The 18,909-nt window shown below is 40.9% G+C and carries 17 protein-coding genes; 5 read left to right on the plus strand and 12 right to left on the minus strand.

Annotation, left to right across the window (positions count from 1 at the left end):
- Positions 1-475: 475 nt before the first annotated feature.
- The 7 genes from VB732_RS23800 to VB732_RS23830 all read right to left on the minus strand — a co-directional run bounded on the left by VB732_RS23800 (position 476) and on the right by VB732_RS23830 (position 9,778).
- Positions 476-1,072 carry a Uma2 family endonuclease gene (locus tag VB732_RS23800; RefSeq protein WP_323233367.1) on the minus strand — a complete coding sequence of 199 codons (597 nt, stop codon included), beginning with the start codon at positions 1,070-1,072 and terminating at the stop codon, positions 476-478.
- 179 nt (positions 1,073-1,251) lie between these two features.
- The gene (gene nifJ, locus VB732_RS23805) at positions 1,252-4,914 is read right to left on the minus strand and encodes a pyruvate:ferredoxin (flavodoxin) oxidoreductase (RefSeq protein ID WP_323233368.1); all 3,663 of its coding nucleotides are present in this window, start codon (positions 4,912-4,914) and stop codon (positions 1,252-1,254) included.
- Positions 4,915-5,294: 380 nt separating this feature from the next.
- The gene (locus tag VB732_RS23810) at positions 5,295-6,056 is read right to left on the minus strand and encodes a DevA family ABC transporter ATP-binding protein (protein ID WP_323233369.1); all 762 of its coding nucleotides are present in this window, start codon (positions 6,054-6,056) and stop codon (positions 5,295-5,297) included.
- Between the two features lie 87 nt (positions 6,057-6,143).
- Positions 6,144-7,310 carry an ABC transporter permease DevC gene (gene devC / locus VB732_RS23815; RefSeq protein WP_323233370.1) on the minus strand — a complete coding sequence of 389 codons (1,167 nt, stop codon included), beginning with the start codon at positions 7,308-7,310 and terminating at the stop codon, positions 6,144-6,146.
- A gap of 14 nt (positions 7,311-7,324) precedes the next feature.
- Positions 7,325-7,660, minus strand: a complete 336-nt coding sequence (locus VB732_RS23820) for a DUF2834 domain-containing protein (protein WP_323233371.1) — start codon at positions 7,658-7,660, stop codon at positions 7,325-7,327.
- Positions 7,661-7,866: 206 nt separating this feature from the next.
- The gene (locus VB732_RS23825) at positions 7,867-9,153 is read right to left on the minus strand and encodes an ABC exporter membrane fusion protein (RefSeq protein WP_323233372.1); all 1,287 of its coding nucleotides are present in this window, start codon (positions 9,151-9,153) and stop codon (positions 7,867-7,869) included.
- Between the two features lie 22 nt (positions 9,154-9,175).
- Positions 9,176-9,778 (minus strand): TetR/AcrR family transcriptional regulator, encoded by a 603-nt coding sequence (locus VB732_RS23830; protein ID WP_323233373.1) that lies wholly within the window; start codon positions 9,776-9,778, stop codon positions 9,176-9,178.
- 285 nt (positions 9,779-10,063) lie between these two features.
- Here VB732_RS23830 and VB732_RS23835 point away from each other — a divergent pair, with 285 nt between their 5' ends.
- The gene (locus VB732_RS23835) at positions 10,064-11,215 is read left to right on the plus strand and encodes an endo-1,4-beta-xylanase (protein ID WP_323233374.1); all 1,152 of its coding nucleotides are present in this window, start codon (positions 10,064-10,066) and stop codon (positions 11,213-11,215) included.
- Between the two features lie 188 nt (positions 11,216-11,403).
- Here the strand turns inward: VB732_RS23835 and fghA are convergent, their stop codons facing one another.
- Complete coding sequence (fghA, locus tag VB732_RS23840) at positions 11,404-12,252, minus strand: S-formylglutathione hydrolase (RefSeq protein WP_323233375.1); 849 nt, start codon at positions 12,250-12,252, stop codon at positions 11,404-11,406.
- 203 nt (positions 12,253-12,455) lie between these two features.
- Complete coding sequence (locus VB732_RS23845) at positions 12,456-13,253, minus strand: ion transporter (RefSeq protein WP_323233376.1); 798 nt, start codon at positions 13,251-13,253, stop codon at positions 12,456-12,458.
- An 89-nt stretch (positions 13,254-13,342) separates the two neighbouring features.
- On the opposite strand from VB732_RS23845, the gene VB732_RS23850 reads away from it, so the two are divergent.
- Positions 13,343-13,768: a nucleoside deaminase gene (locus tag VB732_RS23850; RefSeq protein WP_323233404.1), complete on the plus strand. Its 426-nt coding sequence runs from the start codon at positions 13,343-13,345 to the stop codon at positions 13,766-13,768.
- A 265-nt stretch (positions 13,769-14,033) separates the two neighbouring features.
- Here VB732_RS23850 and VB732_RS23855 read toward each other — a convergent pair whose 3' ends face one another.
- Positions 14,034-14,696, minus strand: coding sequence for a response regulator transcription factor (locus VB732_RS23855; protein WP_323233377.1), 663 nt, complete (start codon positions 14,694-14,696; stop codon positions 14,034-14,036).
- Complete coding sequence (locus VB732_RS23860; RefSeq protein ID WP_323233378.1) at positions 14,696-15,961, minus strand: sensor histidine kinase; 1,266 nt, start codon at positions 15,959-15,961, stop codon at positions 14,696-14,698. The genes VB732_RS23855 and VB732_RS23860 overlap by 1 nt, the downstream gene beginning before the upstream one ends.
- Positions 15,962-16,304: 343 nt before the next feature.
- Here VB732_RS23860 and VB732_RS23865 point away from each other — a divergent pair, with 343 nt between their 5' ends.
- The 3 genes from VB732_RS23865 to VB732_RS23875 all read left to right on the plus strand — a co-directional run bounded on the left by VB732_RS23865 (position 16,305) and on the right by VB732_RS23875 (position 18,008).
- Entirely contained in the window at positions 16,305-16,823 is a 519-nt protein-coding gene (locus VB732_RS23865) for a P pilus assembly/Cpx signaling pathway, periplasmic inhibitor/zinc-resistance associated protein (protein ID WP_322644928.1), read from the plus strand.
- Positions 16,824-17,150: 327 nt separating this feature from the next.
- On the plus strand, positions 17,151-17,393 hold the full coding sequence (gene sipA, locus VB732_RS23870) for a regulatory protein SipA (protein ID WP_323233405.1): 243 nt from the start codon (positions 17,151-17,153) through the stop codon (positions 17,391-17,393).
- A gap of 57 nt (positions 17,394-17,450) precedes the next feature.
- A complete protein-coding gene (locus VB732_RS23875) occupies positions 17,451-18,008 on the plus strand; it encodes a peroxiredoxin (RefSeq protein ID WP_323233379.1) in 558 nt (185 codons plus the stop codon).
- Positions 18,009-18,045: 37 nt separating this feature from the next.
- On the opposite strand, the gene modA is transcribed toward VB732_RS23875, so the two are convergent.
- Entirely contained in the window at positions 18,046-18,840 is a 795-nt protein-coding gene (gene modA, locus VB732_RS23880) for a molybdate ABC transporter substrate-binding protein (protein WP_323233380.1), read from the minus strand.
- Positions 18,841-18,909 lie beyond the last annotated feature (69 nt).

The raw sequence follows: 18,909 nt of genomic DNA on the forward strand, positions 1-18,909 counted from the left end.
GGAATCTCAATTTGGATGATTTAATGGTTAAGGGTTGTGCTTGGGTGCGCGATTATTTGCAAAATAACCCCAATGTGAATGAGAGCGATAAGCGTTTATGTGATGATATTGGCACAGGCAGGTGATAGACCTCTCCCTGCCTTGAACTAAAGTTCAAGGCTGTCCCTCTCCGAGTCGGAGAGGGACGATTTTGTGTAGTAAAACCAGGGAGAGGTCTTTTGATTGAGGTACGCAAAGAGATTTTCGTAATGAGCGATGTCTACGACGGGCTACGCCTACGCCGGAATTTGAGATAAAGCGATCGCTGTTGCTGTAATCTGAGGAAGTGCGATCGCTTGTATGATTTCAATTCTGGTCTAATTTTAGAAACTGCGATCGCTGATGAGTAAATAATTGGTTTTTGAAGACGCGATAAATCGCCGTCTCTACAAGGGTTTTCGGGTGATGGGGAATTGTCCGAATGAAAATCCTTTAACTATTTCTGAAGCGCCTGTTGAAAAGTCTTGATGGCATCAACATGATTTACCATATTAATGCAGCGTAACAACAAATCCAGATCGATCCCTTTGACCTCTTCACTACTGGAAACCCTTTCATAATGAAGTCCGTCGCCCTCAGAGCGCAGGTGATAAACTTCTAACACACCATCTTCCCAAAACCATACTTCAGGAATCAATAGCCGCTTGTATGCCTCCAGTTTGTTAATACCGCCACTGCTAAACACCACTTCTATCGCCAAATCGGGACGCACTCTACCAGGAGCGAGTTTATAAGATTTATCTGCTTCTCGCTTCACAGCACCCGATTCACTTTCTAAGGTCATTGAGCCAGTGGGGGTAAAGTCAAACCCTGCCATCAGCAAGTACAGTTCCAGCAATGCGCCGAGCCTTTCCTTAACGGTTTCGTGTGCTTCTCCTGGCATTCTTCGAATCTCCAATATTCCATCCAGGAAAGACAGCCTATATCCGGGACGTTCTAACAACTGCTCAACTGCTTTGAATTCTCTCCAGGTTACTCCCTCAAACAATAGGGGTGATTCTTGACGGGGTGTAGCGATCGCCACTGGGATCATAAAAGTCTCCAGTCTCTTTATAAAGAAGAAATTATCAACGCTTGGAGGACAATTTATTGTAGCAGTGTCAGTAACAAAAATCATCATGGTCATTGCGAGCGAAGCGAAGCAATCCCAGCCCTTGCGATTGCTTCGCTTCGCTCGCAATGACATTGAATTAATTCTGTCTGACTACTTATTCAAATAATCTCGCGCTTTGCCAGATATTGGTACATCTGCCAACGGGCATCTACTTCGACCTGGGCTTGTTCTAATAAGTGCTTGGCAACTTCGGGTTTACTCTTGGTGAGCATTTTGAAGCGATTTTCTTGATACATTGAATGCTCTACCGATTGGGTTGGCGATCGCATATCCAATTGCAATGGATTTTTACCCTGGTTAAGCAATTCTGGATTATGCCGATACAACAACCAACGACCTGATTCTACCAGAGTTTTCTGATGATTCATCCCGGTAGTCATGTTTATGCCGTGGGCGATGCAATGGCTGTAAGCAATAATTATTGATGGCCCATCATAAGCTTCTGCTTCCAAAAAGGCTTTGAGAGTATGTTCGTCTCTAGCACCAAGGGCTACACTTGCTACGTAAACATTTCCGTAGGTCATAGCAATCATCCCTAAGTCTTTCTTCCCTCCTGGCTTACCACTGGCGGCATATTTAGCAACTGCGGCTCGTGGCGTAGCTTTGGAAGATTGACCGCCTGTATTAGAATACACTTCTGTATCCATTACTAAAATATTCACATTTCGACCACTAGCAATTACGTGATCGATGCCGCCAAAGTCAATGTCATAAGCCCAACCGTCACCGCCAACAATCCAGACGCTTTTTCTCACCAAGTAGTCAGTAAGAGATTTTAGATTTTGGATTTTAGATTTTAGATTAGGATCGAAAGTTACGATTTCATCTAACTTCTGCTGCAACAGTTCTATCCTTTCGCGCTGTTCCCAAATGTCAGCCTCAGATTTTTGTTCAGCTTTCAGGATTGAATAAACAAAATTTTCATCGATTTCACTCCCCAACTGCTGCAACAATTCCGCCGCAAACTCGGCTTGTTTATCGAGGGAGAGGCGGAAGCCAAAACCGAATTCGGCGTTATCTTCAAATAGATTATTAGACCACGCTGGGCCGCGTCCTTGGGCGTTAGTTGTCCAGGGAGTGGTGGGGAGATTTCCACCATAGATTGAGGAGCAACCTGTAGCATTAGCGATGACGGCGCGATCGCCAAACAATTGTGTTAATAGTTTTAAATAAGGTGTCTCACCACAACCTGCACAAGCACCAGAGAATTCAAATAAAGGTTCTTGCAGTTGTTGTTGGCGAATTTGGTTTAATTTTAGCGATCGCCTGTCAGGATTAGGTAAACTCAAGAAGAAATCCCAGTTTTTCCGCTCTTGTTCCCGCAATGGCAACTGCTGTGCCATGTTAATCGCTTTCCGCAATGGCTCAGATTTATCTTTAGCAGGGCAAATATTTACACAAATCGTACATCCGGTACAATCTTCTGGGGCTACCTGAATGGTAAATTTTTGATTGGCAAAGTCTTTATCTTTTGCACCAGTTGATTTAAAGGTTCCTGGTGCATTGACTAACTCATCCGGTTGATAAGCTTTTGCACGAATGGCGCTGTGGGGACAAACCATCACGCACTTACCACATTGAACGCAGACATCCGGCTCCCATACGGGTATCTCTTCGGCAACGTTACGTTTTTCCCACTTGGCAGTACCTACGGGAAAAGTGCCATCAACAGGTAATGTGCTAACAGGTAAATCATCACCTTCCCAAATCATGATTTTGCCCAGAACGTCCCGCACAAATTCGGGAGCAGAGTCTAGTAATGTTGGATTTTGGACTTCGGCTTCGCTCAGTCGGACGATTTTAGATTTTAGATTATTGATTGTCTGTGGGACATCTACTTTATGCAAGTTGTCTAAGGTGTTGTCTACAGCTTGCAAGTTCATGCGGACAACTTCAACACCTTTTTTACCATAGGTCTTATCAATCGCTTGTTTGATTTTAGCGATCGCTTCTTCTTGCGGCAAGACACCCGCTAAGGCAAAGAAGCATACTTGCATAATGGTGTTAATTCTGCCACCCATGCCACTTTCACGGGCAACCTGGCTAGCATTTATCACATATAACTTCAAATGTTTGTCGATAATTTGTTGCTGCACCTTCAACGGCAAATTTTCCCAGACGGTATCTGCATTGTATGGACTATTAAGCAGCAAAGTTGCCCCAGGAATAGCAGCTTTCAAAATATCTATGCGTTCTAGAAATCCCCAGTGATGACAACCAATAAAGTTCGCTTGGTCAATTAAGTAGGTGGAACGAATTGGCTCTTTACCAAAACGGAGGTGAGAGACAGTCATCGAGCCAGATTTCTTAGAATCATAGACAAAGTAGCCTTGGGCATAATTGTCGGTTTCTTCACCAATAATCTTGATAGAGTTTTTGTTCGCCCCAACAGTACCATCTGAACCCAACCCATAGAACATTGCCCGAACAACATTATCCGATTCTGTAGAAAAATTAGGGTCAAAGCTTAGAGAAGTGTAAGTAACATCGTCATTAATACCGATAGTAAAATGCTTCTTCGGCTGTCTTTGCGCGAGATTATCGAAGATGCCCTTCACCATCGCCGGCGTAAATTCCTTAGAAGAAAGACCATAACGCCCACCAATAACTTTAGGAGTGCTGAGTGCTGAGTGCTGAGTAAGGAGTAAGGAGTGAGGAGTGAGGAATTCTTCCCCTGCCTCCCCTGCTCCCCCTGCCTCTTCTCCCCACGCTTCATGGATAGCAGCCACAACATCCAAATACAAAGGCTCCCCGGCGCTACCTGCTTCTTTGGTGCGATCGAGAACTGCGATCGCATTTACACTAGTTGGTAATACTGCAACAAACCTTTGGACATCAAAGGGGCGATAAAGTCGCACTTTGACTACACCAAGTTTTTCACCACGGGCGTTAAGATAATCGACTGTTTCATGGACGGTTTCACAGCCTGAACCCATAAGAACGATAACGCGATCGGCATCTTTAGCACCGTAATATTCATAGATTTTATAATGCCTTCCCGTGCGTTCTCCAAACTCATCCATGATGCGCTGGACAATTTCTGGACAAGCGTTGTAGTAAGGGTTCGCACCTTCTCTTCCTTGGAAATAGACATCGGGGTTTTGGGCAGTACCGCGCAATACTGGACGATCTGGGGTGAGGGCACGGCTGCGGTGGGCGAGTATTAGATTATCGTGGATTAGCGATCGCAAATCATCATCTGACAGCAATTTGACTTTCTGCACTTCATGAGAGGTACGGAAGCCATCAAAGAAGTGCATAAACGAGACTCGCGTCTCTAAAGTAGCAGCATGGGCGATGAGAGCAAAATCTTGACTTTCCTGCACCGAAGCCGAACACAGCAGGGCAAAACCAGTTGCACGAGCCGCCATCACATCGCTATGATCGCCAAAGATTGATAACGCATGAGTAGCCAGAGAACGGGCGGCAACGTGAACCACGGCGCTAGTCAGTTCACCAGCAATTTTGTAGAAGTTGGGTATCATCAACAACAATCCCTGAGATGCCGTAAAGGTGGTACTCAGAGAACCTGTTTGCAATGCCCCATGCACAGCACCAGCCGCTCCCCCTTCGCTCTGCATCTGCACGACGCTGGGAATAGTCCCCCAGAGGTTGGGACGACCTTCTGCTGACCAAGCATCTGCCCATTCACCCATTGCTGAAGAGGGGGTGATAGGATAAATGGCAATTACTTCATTTAATTTGTAAGCAACACGGGCGACAGCTTCATTCCCGTCGATGGTTGCAAAGGTTTTGTTCATAATTTAACTTTTCCCCATCTTTCAACTGCATGATCGGAACACGTAAATATAAGACTTAAAAATAGCCAGAGTCAGGTAGGCGGTGTATTATGCGCTTTTTAGTTAACTTGAAATAAATACTGTATATATGAATATCTCATCTGAAAGAACGCATCTATTAATATGTCTTAATCATGTACTCAATCACTCAGGTATTGATTGAATAAGGCTTTGAGATAATTTTTTATTTTTTGTGGGGTATGGGTTCGGGAATCTTTTTGTTCGCTAAATTCGATTTAGAGAGACGCGATAAATGTTCGAGACGCGATAAATCGCCGTCTCTACAAGGGTTTTGGTTTTATCTGAACTGTATTGGCCTTGAAAGGGCTATATAAAATTAGTTAACTATTGACTGAAAGCGTTGTAGTTGTATCTATACCATCAGTTTTCAGTTGACCATCTTCCATATAAATGATGCGATCGGCAATATCAAGGATGCGATTGTCGTGGGTAACTAGCAAAATTGTACAACCTTGTTCTTTGGCTAGCTTTTGCATTATTTCTACGACATCGCGCCCAGATTTTTTGTCGAGTGCAGCCGTAGGTTCATCTGCTAAGACAATTTTAGGATGGCTAACTAAAGCACGAGCGATCGCAACCCGTTGTTTTTGCCCTCCAGATAGTTTCTCTGGGTAATAATCTATACGATCGCCTAAACCGACAGTTTCCAAAATAGCGATCGCTTTTGCATCAATATCCTGATTCAGAAAATCATCATGCAACTCTAAAGACATCCGTACATTTTCTCTAGCTGTTAAAAAAGTCATCAAGTTATGAGCCTGGAAAATATAACCAATTTGGCGGCGCAGCTTAGTTAACTGCTGCTTTTTGGCATCACAAATTTCCTTTCCTAAAATTTTGAGACTACCTTCTTGGGCAGAACGTAATCCACCCATTAAGGTTAACAAGGTAGTTTTCCCCGATCCAGAGGGGCCAGTCATAATGACAATTTCCCCTGCCTTAATCTCCAAATTGATGTCAAATAAGACTTGTTTACGAAGCCCACCTTCACCAAAATAGTGGTTGAGGTTACTAACAGAAATTACAGATTCTAAAGTAGAAAGCGTTGAGTTGGAATTTTCTGGTAAAGATTTTTGCAACATAAGATTTTATAAAGCATTGGTATGGAAAAATAATTTTTGTAGAGACGCGATTCATCGCGTCTTCTGTACAGACATAATTAATCGCGTCTAAAAAACATCAGCAGGATCAGCAGATCGTAACTTCCGTATTGCGATCGCCCCAGAAACACTACACATAATCACGGTCAAAATCCAAACCTGGATCGCCCGTTCCATTTTCATGAAAATAGGAAGCATTGTCGCCGCATAAGTGACTTGATACAACCCAAATGAAAGGAAGAATCCAGGCAGAAAACCTAAAATAGCCAACAATAACGCTTCTTGAATTAGAACACCCAAGAGATAGTTATCGGTGTATCCCATTGCTTTAAGGGTGGCGTATTCTGGCAAGTGATCGGAAACATCAGAATAAAGGATTTGGTAAACAATCACGATGCCAACGATAAACCCGACTGCTGTACCCAAACCGAAAATAAAACCAATGCCAGTACCTTCTTCCCAGTAAGTTCTCTCAACTTTGGCAAACTCTTCTGGAGTGAGGACTCTCACATCTTTAGGTAGTCCATTCACAAGTTGCGATCGCACTTTTTCTGGATCTGCATCTGGTTTAAGCGTGATTAACCCAACTTCGATGCGATCGCGTTGACGCTGTGGAAATAGTTGGAGAAAGGTCGAGTCACTGGTGATCACATTACCATCGGCAGCAAAGGAAGCACCATCAGTAAACAAGCCTTTAACAAAGACGGCTTTACTATTCAGTTCCGTGTCAAATTTGCCTGTATTCTTAAAGATATCGGCAACCGCCCCATATTCTGGACGGCCTGCTTGGTCAAACAAAACTTGATACAACTGTTTAAGATGCTCCTGATTTTGCTTAATTTCGGGCGATTTGAATGCTGATTTTGCCGGATCTACACCCCAAACCAAAATGGCACGCTCAAGACGTGTTTCAGGATTTCGCCACTGTCCAGTACTGATGTAGACAGAATTAACTGACTGAACACCTTCATAACCTAATGTTTGATATAGTCGCTCTCTGGAGAAATTTTTTACAGAAAATAAAGTTTGAAATTGGGGATTAATTAAAACCAAATCTGCCTGTAAATTGCGATGAGGTTTCACCGCAGCATCAAAAAGCGCACTTTCAAATCCCAACTGAATAAACATCAGTATATCGGCAAATGCAATACCTGCGACTGCAACAGCCAGACGGGTTTTTTCTTTCATTAACTGCCGCCACGCTAGCGGCGTTTTGCGAAATAGTTTAGAAACCATATTTAAAAAACCCTTTAATAACCCAGTGTTTCAGCTTGCTGTTCAAGCTGTAGCTCTCGCATCAAAAGAAATAATGGAAGACCTAAAGACACACCAACTAAAAGACTACAAACAATGTAAACCCAGAGATTTTGCATTTTCAGGCGTGTTCCTTCCCAAAATACGAATGTCCACAAAACTAGGGATGAAACAATAACATCCATGCCAAAAAAACCAGAAATTTTGTTGGCAAATAGTTGTTCAAAAAACAGCTTTATATCAAGACCATGCTCTATTAAAAACGGAACAAACTGGGAGTAAGGTAGAACGAAGCCAAGTACACAAAGCAAAAGATATATGACTTTAACCATGATTAAATTCACCTTATAAAAAATGATTCAATTCACGAGACAACAATTGACATCCTCACCGCCGTGAACACACTCTTAAGAAGGAGTAATGAGTAGTGAGTAAGGAGTAATGAGTAAAATTCTTAACTTATTACTCATTACCTATTACTTGTACGCAAAGCAGCTTGTGAGAAATGCGGGTTAAACCCATTTTTATGATAAAAACTCTATATTTCAATTGCTGTCTGTACCTGTAAGTTAGTGAAACCTGCAACTCGTTTGCTGTCTTCGGGACTGAGGCGAATTTTCACCTCAACTACTCGGCTATCAAGGTTTTCCCCTGGCTCGTTGCTGAAAACGTTTTGTCTATTTACCTGCAAGCCAATTTGGGCAACGGTTCCTCGCAGTTCACCGGCAAACGCCTGACTGCTAATCACTGCTTGTTGTCCTAATTTCACTTTACCGATATCGGTTTGATAAACTTCTGCTACTGCCATCATCTCGTCTGTTTGCCCTAAGTCTGCAATGCCAGAAGTACTAATTTTTTCTCCGACTCGCGTATGAATTTTGATAATCTGTCCCGCCATCGGTGCTTTGATGTAAGCACCTGCCAATTCAGTTTGGGCATGTTTGAGTGTAGCGATCGCATTTTCAACTTCTGTCTTAGCTGCGGCTACATCTACAGGGCGAACTTCTGCAATACTGGTAAGCGTAGCTTTGGCTTCGCTAACTTGCTTGCTACCAGTAGCGTTAGTCCGGGCGAGTGCTGCTTTGGCTTCAGATAGTTGTTTAGTAGCAGTGGTATTAATCCGGTTGAGAACTGCTTTAGCTTCGTCTACTTGTTGTTTAGCAGTTTCTACAGTTAAGCCTTTGGTGTCATACAAAGAGTTAGAAACTGCACCTTGAGAATATAACTGCTGATAACGTTGATATTCGGCTTCGGCATTTTTAAGTTCTGCCTCTAGCTTCTTAATGGTTGCCTCTTGCGCGATTCTGTCCCCTTCCCACTGCGCCTCTATGCGGAATATCGCTTCCTGTTGCGCTGTTTTGTCTCCTTGGGATTGGGCCTGGAGACGTTCAACACTTGCTTGCTGGGCGTTAATTTCTCCTACTTTTGCTCCTGCTTGCACTTGAGCGAGTTTAGCTTGAGCAACTCTGACTTGTTGTTGGGCTTGTAGTACAGCAGTTTGCAAGCGATCGCGGGCATCTAAAATTGCTACCATCTGTCCGGCTTGAACGCGATCGCCTTCTTTGACTAAAATTCGGGCAATGCGATCGCCATCCAATGCCAAGGGCGCAAATAAGCTAATTACCTCTGCTTCTGGTTCTAGTCGTCCTAATGCAGCCACTTTTTGAATTTTGGGCGTGGTTTCTACTGGCTCAGATTTCTCTGTTTGACCAACTAACCCAGACCGGGAAATTCCATAAACAACAATTCCACCTGTAATCAGAGTAGCTGCAATTACTAATGCAATCAACCCTTTATTATTAGAAGCTTTTTTTGACAAAACCATCTTTTTTACTCTCCTAAAAAATCTAGCTCTCCAAACCTGTTTTATTCCTAATTCCTAACTCTTGCGGCAAATATGCTGTGAGCATTTTGCCTAATAATGTACATTGTTCAATAAAATCAATTGTTTCATCACCCCATAACTTCTCCAAAATTAAACCGTTGACAAAGCTCAAGACAAAGGAAGCCAATACCGGATCTTGAATACCTAAAAAATCGCAGGCTGCCTGCTGATAACGCTGATTAGTCCGCTTAAAAACACTATTACTCAACATTTCCTTAGAGTCTTGATGTTGACAAAAATCAATCCAAATATAAGTCCATTTAATAAAGTAATCTTCGTTTTTCACTAGATACCTACCTAGTGCTTCCATTGCCATTTGTAGGGTTTGCGCCCCTTCTAATTCAGCCAATGCTGCACTTAAATCTTGCTCACATATTTCTTGGGCCAATTGCTCAAATAAAGCTTGTTTGCTGGGAAAATAGTGGTATAGCGTACCAGTAGAAACCCCTAATCCTTCAGCAATTTGGCGCATAGTAATGGAACCATAGCCTTTTTGGGCAAATAAATCAAAGCACTTGTCGAGCAGTTCTTTACGGTATTGCTCATGGTCAACAATCTTAGGCATGACTCAGTTTATTTATATCGAACGCTCGTTATATTTCAAGATAACATCTTTACTTTTTATGTGTCAAAACATATTTGATTGATTTAAATCGAACATGCGTTATAGCTTAACCTAATTCTGCGCTAAATATACTCATCAGTTTTGAGTTAGCGTTGGTGCAGCGTTCCCCAGAAAATCTTACCGAAGGGAGATGCAATGACTGTGGGAATCATAACTAAACCTTAAAAAGGACTATACTTCTTGTGTAATATAATAATCCGTGTGTTTCTTAATTAAGTAAAATTTATGCCTTATCGGAGAAAATTTTTAACAAGAGCAGGATACACAACCCTTTCTGCCTTATTGACTATGGGTTTTTTACAAAAGGATAAGCAGAAGCAAAACGAGAACACGGATTCTATTGCAGCAACTTATCCAAATATAAATACTCCGCTTCGGCAAATAGCTGCTGCTAAAAGAAAGCGTTATGGCGCAGCAGTTGATGGTGAATTTTTGTTTAAAGAGAAGGATTACGCTGACCTGATTGCTCGTGAATGTTCGATTGTGACACCAAATGGTGAATTAAAATGGAACGCCACTGAACCACAGCCAGGAAAATTTACCTTTGAATCAGCAGATGCGATCGCTAATTTCTGCCAAGAAAATAATCTAGAATTACATGGACATACCCTTTTCTGGCACATGGGGAAACCAGACTGGCTTCCTTATCCTCCCACTCTTGAGATGATCGAACGGCATGTTACAGGAGTTATGGGGCATTATCGCAATAGCCCCGTTTTAAAATCTTGGGATATTGCCAATGAAATTATCGCGGACAGTGAAAATGATACTGATAACCCTACCTACGGCTTGCGTAGAGGTGTAAAGCCAGAATTAATTCGAGACTTATTTCAAATTGCCGCCGATGTTGATAACACTAAGAAATTTTATTTAAACGATTACGGCATCGAAGGCGCTACATGGAAATCAAGCCGTTTCCTAAAAATGATCGAATATCTAAAGAATAGTGGCGTTAAAATTGACGGGGCAGGTATACAAGCGCATCTATGGTTTTCTACCGCTTATGGTTTTGATGCGACAGGATTTAGTTCCGTCTTAAAACGGCTTAACGATATGGGAGTTAAACCAGTAATTACAGAATTAGATATTATCATTGATAGCCCAGTACCTGATACTATCCCAAAGCTAGACCAGATGGTAGCCGACGGTTACAAGCGATTTCTTGATATCTGCTTTGCGGCTAAAGTTGATACTGTAACTACGTGGGGAATTACCGACCGTCATACCTGGATACGTCATCCCGACTGGATGCCAAAAAAAACCTATGGGGATAATCCAAATCTCTGGAAATTTTTGCGTCCGCTTCCCTTTGATGAAAACCTGAAACCTAAACTTGCCCGTAACGCTATAGCCCAGGCTTTTAGGCAAGCAACTTAAGAGACAGTAGTTGCACTTAACCGTAACCTTTCCTAATGCATTGGAAAAGGTTAGGTTAGGGTGTAATAACTGGGGAAATCATAACTAATACCAATATACGACAGATGGGTAGGGGCACAACAATGTTGTGCCCTTACGAATAATTGATGTGTCGCAAACATTATTTGAATTGATATAAAATTATCTGGTCATTTAACTTTTAAAGCGATCGCATGGTGGCGGATATGATCTTCGATAAAACTGGCGATAAAATAATAACTGTGGTCATAACCTTCTTGGTAACGCAAGTTTAGCGGTTGCTTCACATCTACACAAGCTTGCTGAAACACCTCTGGCAGTAATTGTTCAGCTAAAAATTGATCAGCAGTCCCTTGATCAATGAGAATCGAACTATGATATCCTACTTGCTTGACTAATTCAGTCGCATCATAAGCACGCCAACTTTCTTGATTGTTGCCAAGATAACCATTGAAAGCCTTTTTACCCCAAGGACAACGCATAGGTGCGGTGATAGGCGCTAAGGCTGATACTGATTTGTACAATTCTGGGTTTCTCATTGCACAGACAAGCGCCCCATGTCCCCCCATCGAATGACCAAAAATACCTTGTTTGTCAGGTTGCGTAGGGAAATTTGCAGTAATTAAAGCAGGTAATTCGCGGACAACGTAACTATACGTTTGGTAGTTTTTACGCCACGGTTCCTCTGTCGCATCAACATAAAAGCCCGCACCCGTGCCAAAATCCCAATCATCATCTTCACCTGCAATGCCAGTATTACGCGGACTAGTATCTGGTACAACCAACATCAAACCGTACTCAGCCGCAAAGCGCTGCGCCCCCGCCTTCCCCATAAAATTTTCTTCAGTGCAAGTTAATCCAGAGAGGAAATAAAGAATTGGTACAGGTTTTTGAGTTGCTTGTGGTGGTTGATAGACAGCAAAACGCATTTCACCGTTACAGCTTGAGGAAAGATGACTGTAAAAGCCGAGTTTGCCACCAAAGCTTTTATATTCTGAAATGAGATTGAGGTTAGGCATTGATTATATTTTTGAACTACCTGGTAATTAGAACTATATACCGTAGTTGCGTATGCAAAGCCCACCATTCCCCTCCCCTAGTTTCTCGCAGGAAAAGTATTGCATTTCAAGCAACCTTGCGACTAGTACACCACGACGTAAATAAATCACCTTTATGCAGTGGTAATTACAAATTACGTTCGCGTAGCGTGCCGGAGGCTCTATTACGAATTACGAATTACCTTACTAGGTAACTTAGTTCCGCATCTTTTACAAAACCCCGCATCTACATCATGGAAATCCAAACCACAATTTGAGCAAACTGTTTCTATCTGATTAGCAGTTTTCACCACTCGCTTAATTAAATCTCCCACTTGCCAAGGAATCAACGCAATTCCGGTAAAAATCATCAATACTGTTAGCAAGCGCCCTAATTCAGAAATGGGAACAACATCACCAAATCCCACAGTTGTCATGGTGACAACAGAGTAATAGAAAGCATCCAAAAATGTACCGTAATTTTGAGGATTAACCGGATGCTCTACTTGATAAATTAAGCCAGAATAAATAAAGACAATTGCAAATAATGTAAATAATATCCGCGCAAAAATCATTCCATCTTCGGTGCTGATACTGGCGAATAAAAATTTCCTATCGATAAATCTGATTAGTCGTAAAATCCGAAACCATCGCAGTAGGCGGATAAAGCTGATATCCACCATTCCTAGAAAGAAAGGTAAAATCGCCATTAAGTCGATAATCGAATAAAAGCTAAAAATATACTTAATTTTGTTTTCTGCACTCCACAAACGGAGTGAATATTCCACCGCGAAGATAATGACGATCGCAGTATCGGCTACATTCAACTGAAACCGCACAGAATCAGGAATATTATAAGTTTCTGCTACGAAAATTCCTGATGATACTAACACCATAGCGGCAAGCGTTAAATTAATCGCTTTACCTAATGGTGTTTCCAGGTCTTTTAAGTAAAATTCTGTTTCTTGCCTGTTCAGTAACATATTCGACCATTAATTAATCTTAATTCCCAAGTTATAACATTAGAAATACGATATTATTATTTATTATCTTTATGTTAACACCAGCTTATATGAACCCAGAATATTTTATGCATTTAGCTTTGGCGGAAGCAAAAAAAGGAGATGCGCCTTATGGGGCTGTGATTGTTATAAATAACGAAGTCGTTGCCGTAGCTCATAATACTGTGAAAAGAGACAATGATCCATCAGCCCATGCAGAAATAAACGTCATTCGTAGTTTAACAGCTAAACTTAAAAGCCTCTCTTTAGAAGGTTATAGCATATATACAACAGGTGAACCTTGTCCAATGTGTGCAACTGCTTGTGTTTGGAGTGGCTTATCAGAAATTGTATATGGTGCTTCAATTCAAGATTTAATAAATGTAAATCAATCACAAATTAATATATCTTGTGAAGAAGTGATAGCTAAGTCATTTAGGAATATCAAAGTTACTAAAGGCATTTTAAAAAATCAATGTTTAGACTTATTTAAATAAACTGCAATTTAAATTGGCATTCGGTTCGCAGACTAAGTACGGTAGGCATAATTAAATATAAGATATAGGATGTCATTGCGAGATAAGCGAAGCAATCCCAGAGACTTTGTGATTGCTTCATTCCGCTCTGCTTCACTCGCAATGACAATCTATCATCTTGGTAAACTTGCAAAATTGGGATGCTCCCTCTGCTAACGCTGTAACATACTCTATAGCTAATCTAGAGATTAAAATTACGAATTACGAATTACGAATTACGAATTATTTAACTTGGCTCATTCAAATAAGATAAATATGTATTTGCCCAAATCGCCGCTTGAGTGCGATCGCGCAAATTTAACCGATTTAAAATATTCGTAACATGATTTTTTACCGTTCCCTCAGAAATGTAGAGTTCTTGAGCAATTTCTCGGTTACTAGCGCCTGTAGCAATTAATCGCAAAACCTCTTTTTCTCTAGGAGTAAGTTCAGTTAAACTAGATGGTACAGGTGGCGACTGGGTTGGTATAGCATTAGAAAATTGAGTTAATAACTTTCTAACTATACCTGGCCCTAATTGAGTATATCCCTTATAAACAGCACGAATAGCAACAGCTAATTCTTCTGATGGTGTATCTTTCAATAAATAACCCATTGCCCCATTTCGCAACGCTGCTGATACATATTCATCATCATCAAAAGTTGTCAGGACTAAAATTTTAGTTTTTGGAAAACGTTTTTGAATTTCTCGCGTTGCTGCGACTCCATCCATAATAGGCATTCTGATATCTAGTAATACGACATCTGGCTGAAATTCAGCAACACAATCAATCGCCTGCTCACCATTTTCTGCTTCTCCCACTATCTCTAAATCTGATTCTAATTCTAATAATGCTCTTAATCCTTGACGAATTAAACCTTGGTCATCTACCAACAACACTTTAATCATTATTTCAACCTCATTAAGGGAATATTAACTGTAATTTTGCAACCAGAACCAGGAGCGCTATTAATATTAAACTCGCCTCCAAGCGCTAAAGTGCGATCGCGCATACTATGAAGTCCAAAACCGGTAGTATTTTGTCCTAAATCAAAACCTCTACCATTATCCTGAATTATTAATCGTAAATTGCCTCTTGTGGTAGTCAGTTCCAGTCTAACTTCAGTTGCATAAGCATATTTAGATATATTTGTCAAAGATTCTTGAGTGATCCGGTAAATAGCGGTATTGATTTCAGGTGGTAGAGGATATTCCAGGTTGATTTGATAAATTGGTAAAATACCATTAGAGCGATGAAAATTTTCTAACAGACTAGCGATCGCACCATCTAAAGATTGCTCTTGTAAAGGATTAGAGCGCATAGTAGAAACAGATTGACGGACATCTTTTAGGGCTTTTGAACCTAATTCCTTTGCGGTTGCTAGAAATGTTTCAGCCTTACCTGGGTTAGATTGCCATAGTTTTAAAGCAGTTTCTAATTGCAGATTTAAAGCAGTGAGAGAATGTCCTAACGAATCATGAATTTCACGAGCAATGCGGTTACGTTCTTCTAAGGTAGCTTGATTTTCAATTCGCATGGCATATTCACGGAGTTTTTCATTAGCGATCGCTAGCTTTTCTCGACTGTGCCGTTCAGATAAGACTGCATTCATCATCAACAACACAAAAACTAAACTTAAGCCAAATACCAACGACCAATTTAAGCTAAGAAATCGAAAGCGCTCTTGTGCTTGTGGAGATGCTTGAAAACTGAATAACTGGTATTTTAATTGTGTGGTAAATAGAAATAATGCAAAAGATAAACTTGTAAGGAATAAACGCCCTGGTAAGTTAAATATTAAACAACTGCGAGTAACTAGAATTATGTAAAGAAATGGGAAAACTCGAGCAAATCTTTCGCCGAAAAGCCCAGTGATTAAAATTAATGCAATCTCAATAATCGTGTATATTATTTTATACTTTTTGCTCTTTATAGGTAATAGTAAACCCATCAATGCAAAACCAACCAGGCTATAAATTGACAATTCTGGTAATAGATTGCAAACTGATAAGTCTGGAAATGCGCCACATATTGATTGTTCTATAGGTTTGGGACGAAATCGCCGTAATGGAGGTGGGATAACTGCTATCAATGCAGTAATAGTCAGTAGTATCCATTCAAGATAAAGTAGAGATGGGAAAGGATGTTTGTTAATTTTTAAATGACTATTCATAAGTTATTTTTTTCAGTTGTAAATGAGTTAATAGTTAAAATTTTTGGGCAGTTGTTTACCTGGTCTTTAATTTTCGACAAGCGAGAAATTAATAGCGAATGCAGATTATAAAAAAAAATTGCAATCGGCTAAATAAGGATTTATAAATAAATCATCATAAAAATTTCTATCATTTAAAAATGATAACTCCTAACTCTCAACTCCTAACTATTTATTGTTAATCAAATTTGCCAAAATTCAATCATGACTAAAGTCATGGGTAGAACCATGACTTTCTCCTCATGTAACTACTAAAGATAAATTCTTATGATGGTGACAACCAACCAGGAAAAACCTAAAACAAATGAAACTCAAAGCATTATCTCTAGTCGCTGGAGCGATCGCTCTAACTTTAAGTGCAACCTCCTTTGCTGTTACCGCTCAAACAGCCTCTCCTTCACCCTTGTTGCTGGCACAAACTCCACAAAAAGAAAGGGGCCCTTGGAAAGAATTAAATCTAACAGATGCCCAAAAAAGCCAAATTCAGACAATTCGCCGCGATAGTCGCACCAAATTTGAAGCAGTTTTGACTCCAGAGCAAAAGGCAAAATTAGAAGCTGCAAAACAAGCGCGTCGGGCTGAGTGGCAAGCACGTAAGGCTCAAGGGCAAACAGGTCAAGGTCAACGGCAAGCCGGTCAACGTCAACGCAAGGGTAATTTTGCTGAGTTAAATCTGACTGAAGCACAAAAAACCCAAATGCGACAAATCCGAGAGTCTGAGAAACAACAGATTCAAGCAGTCTTAACCCCCGAACAACGCCAAAAATTAGAGCAATTCCGTCAAAATGCTCCTTCACGCCGTCAACAAGGCAATCCTCAATAATAATTTCTTAAAAAATAATAATTGTAGGGTGAGCAACACTGCCCAAGTTAAAAATTAACAGACTTCTTGCAGAAGATGCGGAAAGGGGATGAAATTTTTCTCCTTTCCCTTTCCCTATTTTAGAACTTACGCATTGACCAAAGAGGCAGGGGGCAGGGGGCAGGGAGCAGGGGGAGGGGGCAGGGAGCAGGGGGCAGGGAGCAGGGGAAGAAGAACTATTTATTGATTCTTGAGCCATTCCCAATTCCCCATTCCCAATTCCCCTTTTACTAGACTTTCAAGATAGTTTTGAGTTATGAGTTAATCAAAACTCCTAACCTGATTAAAATGTCTCAAGAATTCACAATTGGTAGTAAAGTGCGGGTTGTGGCACTACCTTCCTACGTCAAAACTGCTGATCCTATGCCTATGCTACGCCCTCCTGATGTCATTCACATTGGTGAAGAGGGTATAGTCATTGACCGCCGTCCCGGTGGATATTGGGGTATTCGCTTCACTAGAGGATTCTTTCTCTTAGATAGCCAATACATCGAAAGCACAGAGAAACCTCCCGAATCTCACTTAGAATGAGATTTGCTGCAACCAAGAATTGTAAACTTGTGTAAAGTTGTGATTTTGGTTTGCATCATGATTTCCCGCCGCATTTTTTTAAACATATTATTTGCCAGCTGTATTTCTGTGATCAGCTGGCTGAACTTTACCCCTGTTGCTGATGCTCTTGGTGGTAAACTTCCTGCAATTAATCAACCCGCACCAGAGTTTACTTTGCCAACTAACACAGGTGATGGCAAAATTTCTCTCTCTGACTTGCGCGGTAAGTGGCTAGTCCTCTACTTTTATCCTAAAGATTTCACCTCTGGTTGTACTATAGAAGCTCGTCGTTTTCAGCAAGATTTACCTCAATACCTCGACAAAAATACCCAGATTATTGGTGTAAGTGCTGATGATATTGATTCTCACGCTAAATTTTGTGATTCAGAAGGATTAAAATTCCCGCTTTTAGCTGACACTGATGGTTCAGTGAGTAAAGCTTACGGTTCGTGGCTCGGCTACTTATCGATGCGCCACAGTTTTATTATCGATCCTCAAGGTGTGTTGCGTGAGACTTTTGTTAAAGTCAACCCAACTGTTCACAGTTCAGAAGTGTTAGCAAGATTAGAAAAATTACAGTCTACAAATTCTTAAAACTCAATTAAAATAAGGGGCTTAAGCCCCTTATTTTTCAACTTACAATAAACCCATATTTTTTGAGTACAGTCTTGGCTTGACTGTCAGATAAAAACTGGAGAAAATCTTTGGCTGCGGAAATATTTTTACTGTTTTTAATTACTGCCATTGGATAGACAATTGGTGAGTGAAACTTTTCGTCAGCAGCAACTACGACTTTTACCTTGTTGGAAATTTTGGCATCGGTGGCATAAACTAAACCAGCTTCAGCATTACCACTTTCTACTGCTGCTAAAACTTGACGCACATTGTTAGCAAAGACTAATTTTGATTTTACGCGATCGTAAAGCTTCAATCTCTTTAAGACTTGCTCGCCATATTGACCGGCGGGTACACTTCTGGGTTCACCGATCGCAATTTTATTAATCTTACTATCTGTTAAATTGTAGAAACTAGTGATGCCAACAACATCCTGAGCCACAATCAAGACTAGACGGTTATTTGCTAGGTTAGTACGGCTACCTGCTACCAAAAGTCCTTTTTGTTCCAAAGCATCTACCTGCTTTTTGGCAGCAGAAATAAAGATATCGGCTGGCGCACCTTGCTCAATCTGTTGCTGCAAAGCGCCAGAAGCCCCAAAATTATAATTAATGCTGACATTTGATTTACTTTGTTGGTATAAAGGTTTAATTTCTTCCAGTACTTCTTTTAAGCTAGCGGCGGCGGACACCAGGATAGTGGTGTTTGACTGCGCTACTCCAGAAGAAGGAGTAACAAACGGTAAACCAATGGCCAAAAGCAAACCAGCAAATACTATGCTTAGAAAGCCTAAAATTTGTCTTCTTGTCATAGAAAAGGCTTTGGATAAGTGATGCTAGGTAAAATATTACCAAAAATACCAACATATAACCAACTATAT

This window comes from Nostoc sp. UHCC 0252 (assembly GCF_034931145.1).
Taxonomy (GTDB): domain Bacteria; phylum Cyanobacteriota; class Cyanobacteriia; order Cyanobacteriales; family Nostocaceae; genus Nostoc.

Coding starts and splice junctions, on each gene's coding strand:
- VB732_RS23800 (WP_323233367.1), bottom strand. CDS start 1,072: ATGATCCCAGTGGCGATCGCTACACCCCGTCAAGAATCACCCCTATTG.
- nifJ (WP_323233368.1), bottom strand. CDS start 4,914: ATGAACAAAACCTTTGCAACCATCGACGGGAATGAAGCTGTCGCCCGT.
- VB732_RS23810 (WP_323233369.1), bottom strand. CDS start 6,056: ATGTTGCAAAAATCTTTACCAGAAAATTCCAACTCAACGCTTTCTACT.
- devC (WP_323233370.1), bottom strand. CDS start 7,310: ATGGTTTCTAAACTATTTCGCAAAACGCCGCTAGCGTGGCGGCAGTTA.
- VB732_RS23820 (WP_323233371.1), bottom strand. CDS start 7,660: ATGGTTAAAGTCATATATCTTTTGCTTTGTGTACTTGGCTTCGTTCTA.
- VB732_RS23825 (WP_323233372.1), bottom strand. CDS start 9,153: ATGGTTTTGTCAAAAAAAGCTTCTAATAATAAAGGGTTGATTGCATTA.
- VB732_RS23830 (WP_323233373.1), bottom strand. CDS start 9,778: ATGCCTAAGATTGTTGACCATGAGCAATACCGTAAAGAACTGCTCGAC.
- VB732_RS23835 (WP_323233374.1), top strand. CDS start 10,064: ATGCCTTATCGGAGAAAATTTTTAACAAGAGCAGGATACACAACCCTT.
- fghA (WP_323233375.1), bottom strand. CDS start 12,252: ATGCCTAACCTCAATCTCATTTCAGAATATAAAAGCTTTGGTGGCAAA.
- VB732_RS23845 (WP_323233376.1), bottom strand. CDS start 13,253: ATGTTACTGAACAGGCAAGAAACAGAATTTTACTTAAAAGACCTGGAA.
- VB732_RS23850 (WP_323233404.1), top strand. CDS start 13,343: ATGAACCCAGAATATTTTATGCATTTAGCTTTGGCGGAAGCAAAAAAA.
- VB732_RS23855 (WP_323233377.1), bottom strand. CDS start 14,696: ATGATTAAAGTGTTGTTGGTAGATGACCAAGGTTTAATTCGTCAAGGA.
- VB732_RS23860 (WP_323233378.1), bottom strand. CDS start 15,961: ATGAATAGTCATTTAAAAATTAACAAACATCCTTTCCCATCTCTACTT.
- VB732_RS23865 (WP_322644928.1), top strand. CDS start 16,305: ATGAAACTCAAAGCATTATCTCTAGTCGCTGGAGCGATCGCTCTAACT.
- sipA (WP_323233405.1), top strand. CDS start 17,151: ATGTCTCAAGAATTCACAATTGGTAGTAAAGTGCGGGTTGTGGCACTA.
- VB732_RS23875 (WP_323233379.1), top strand. CDS start 17,451: ATGATTTCCCGCCGCATTTTTTTAAACATATTATTTGCCAGCTGTATT.
- modA (WP_323233380.1), bottom strand. CDS start 18,840: ATGACAAGAAGACAAATTTTAGGCTTTCTAAGCATAGTATTTGCTGGT.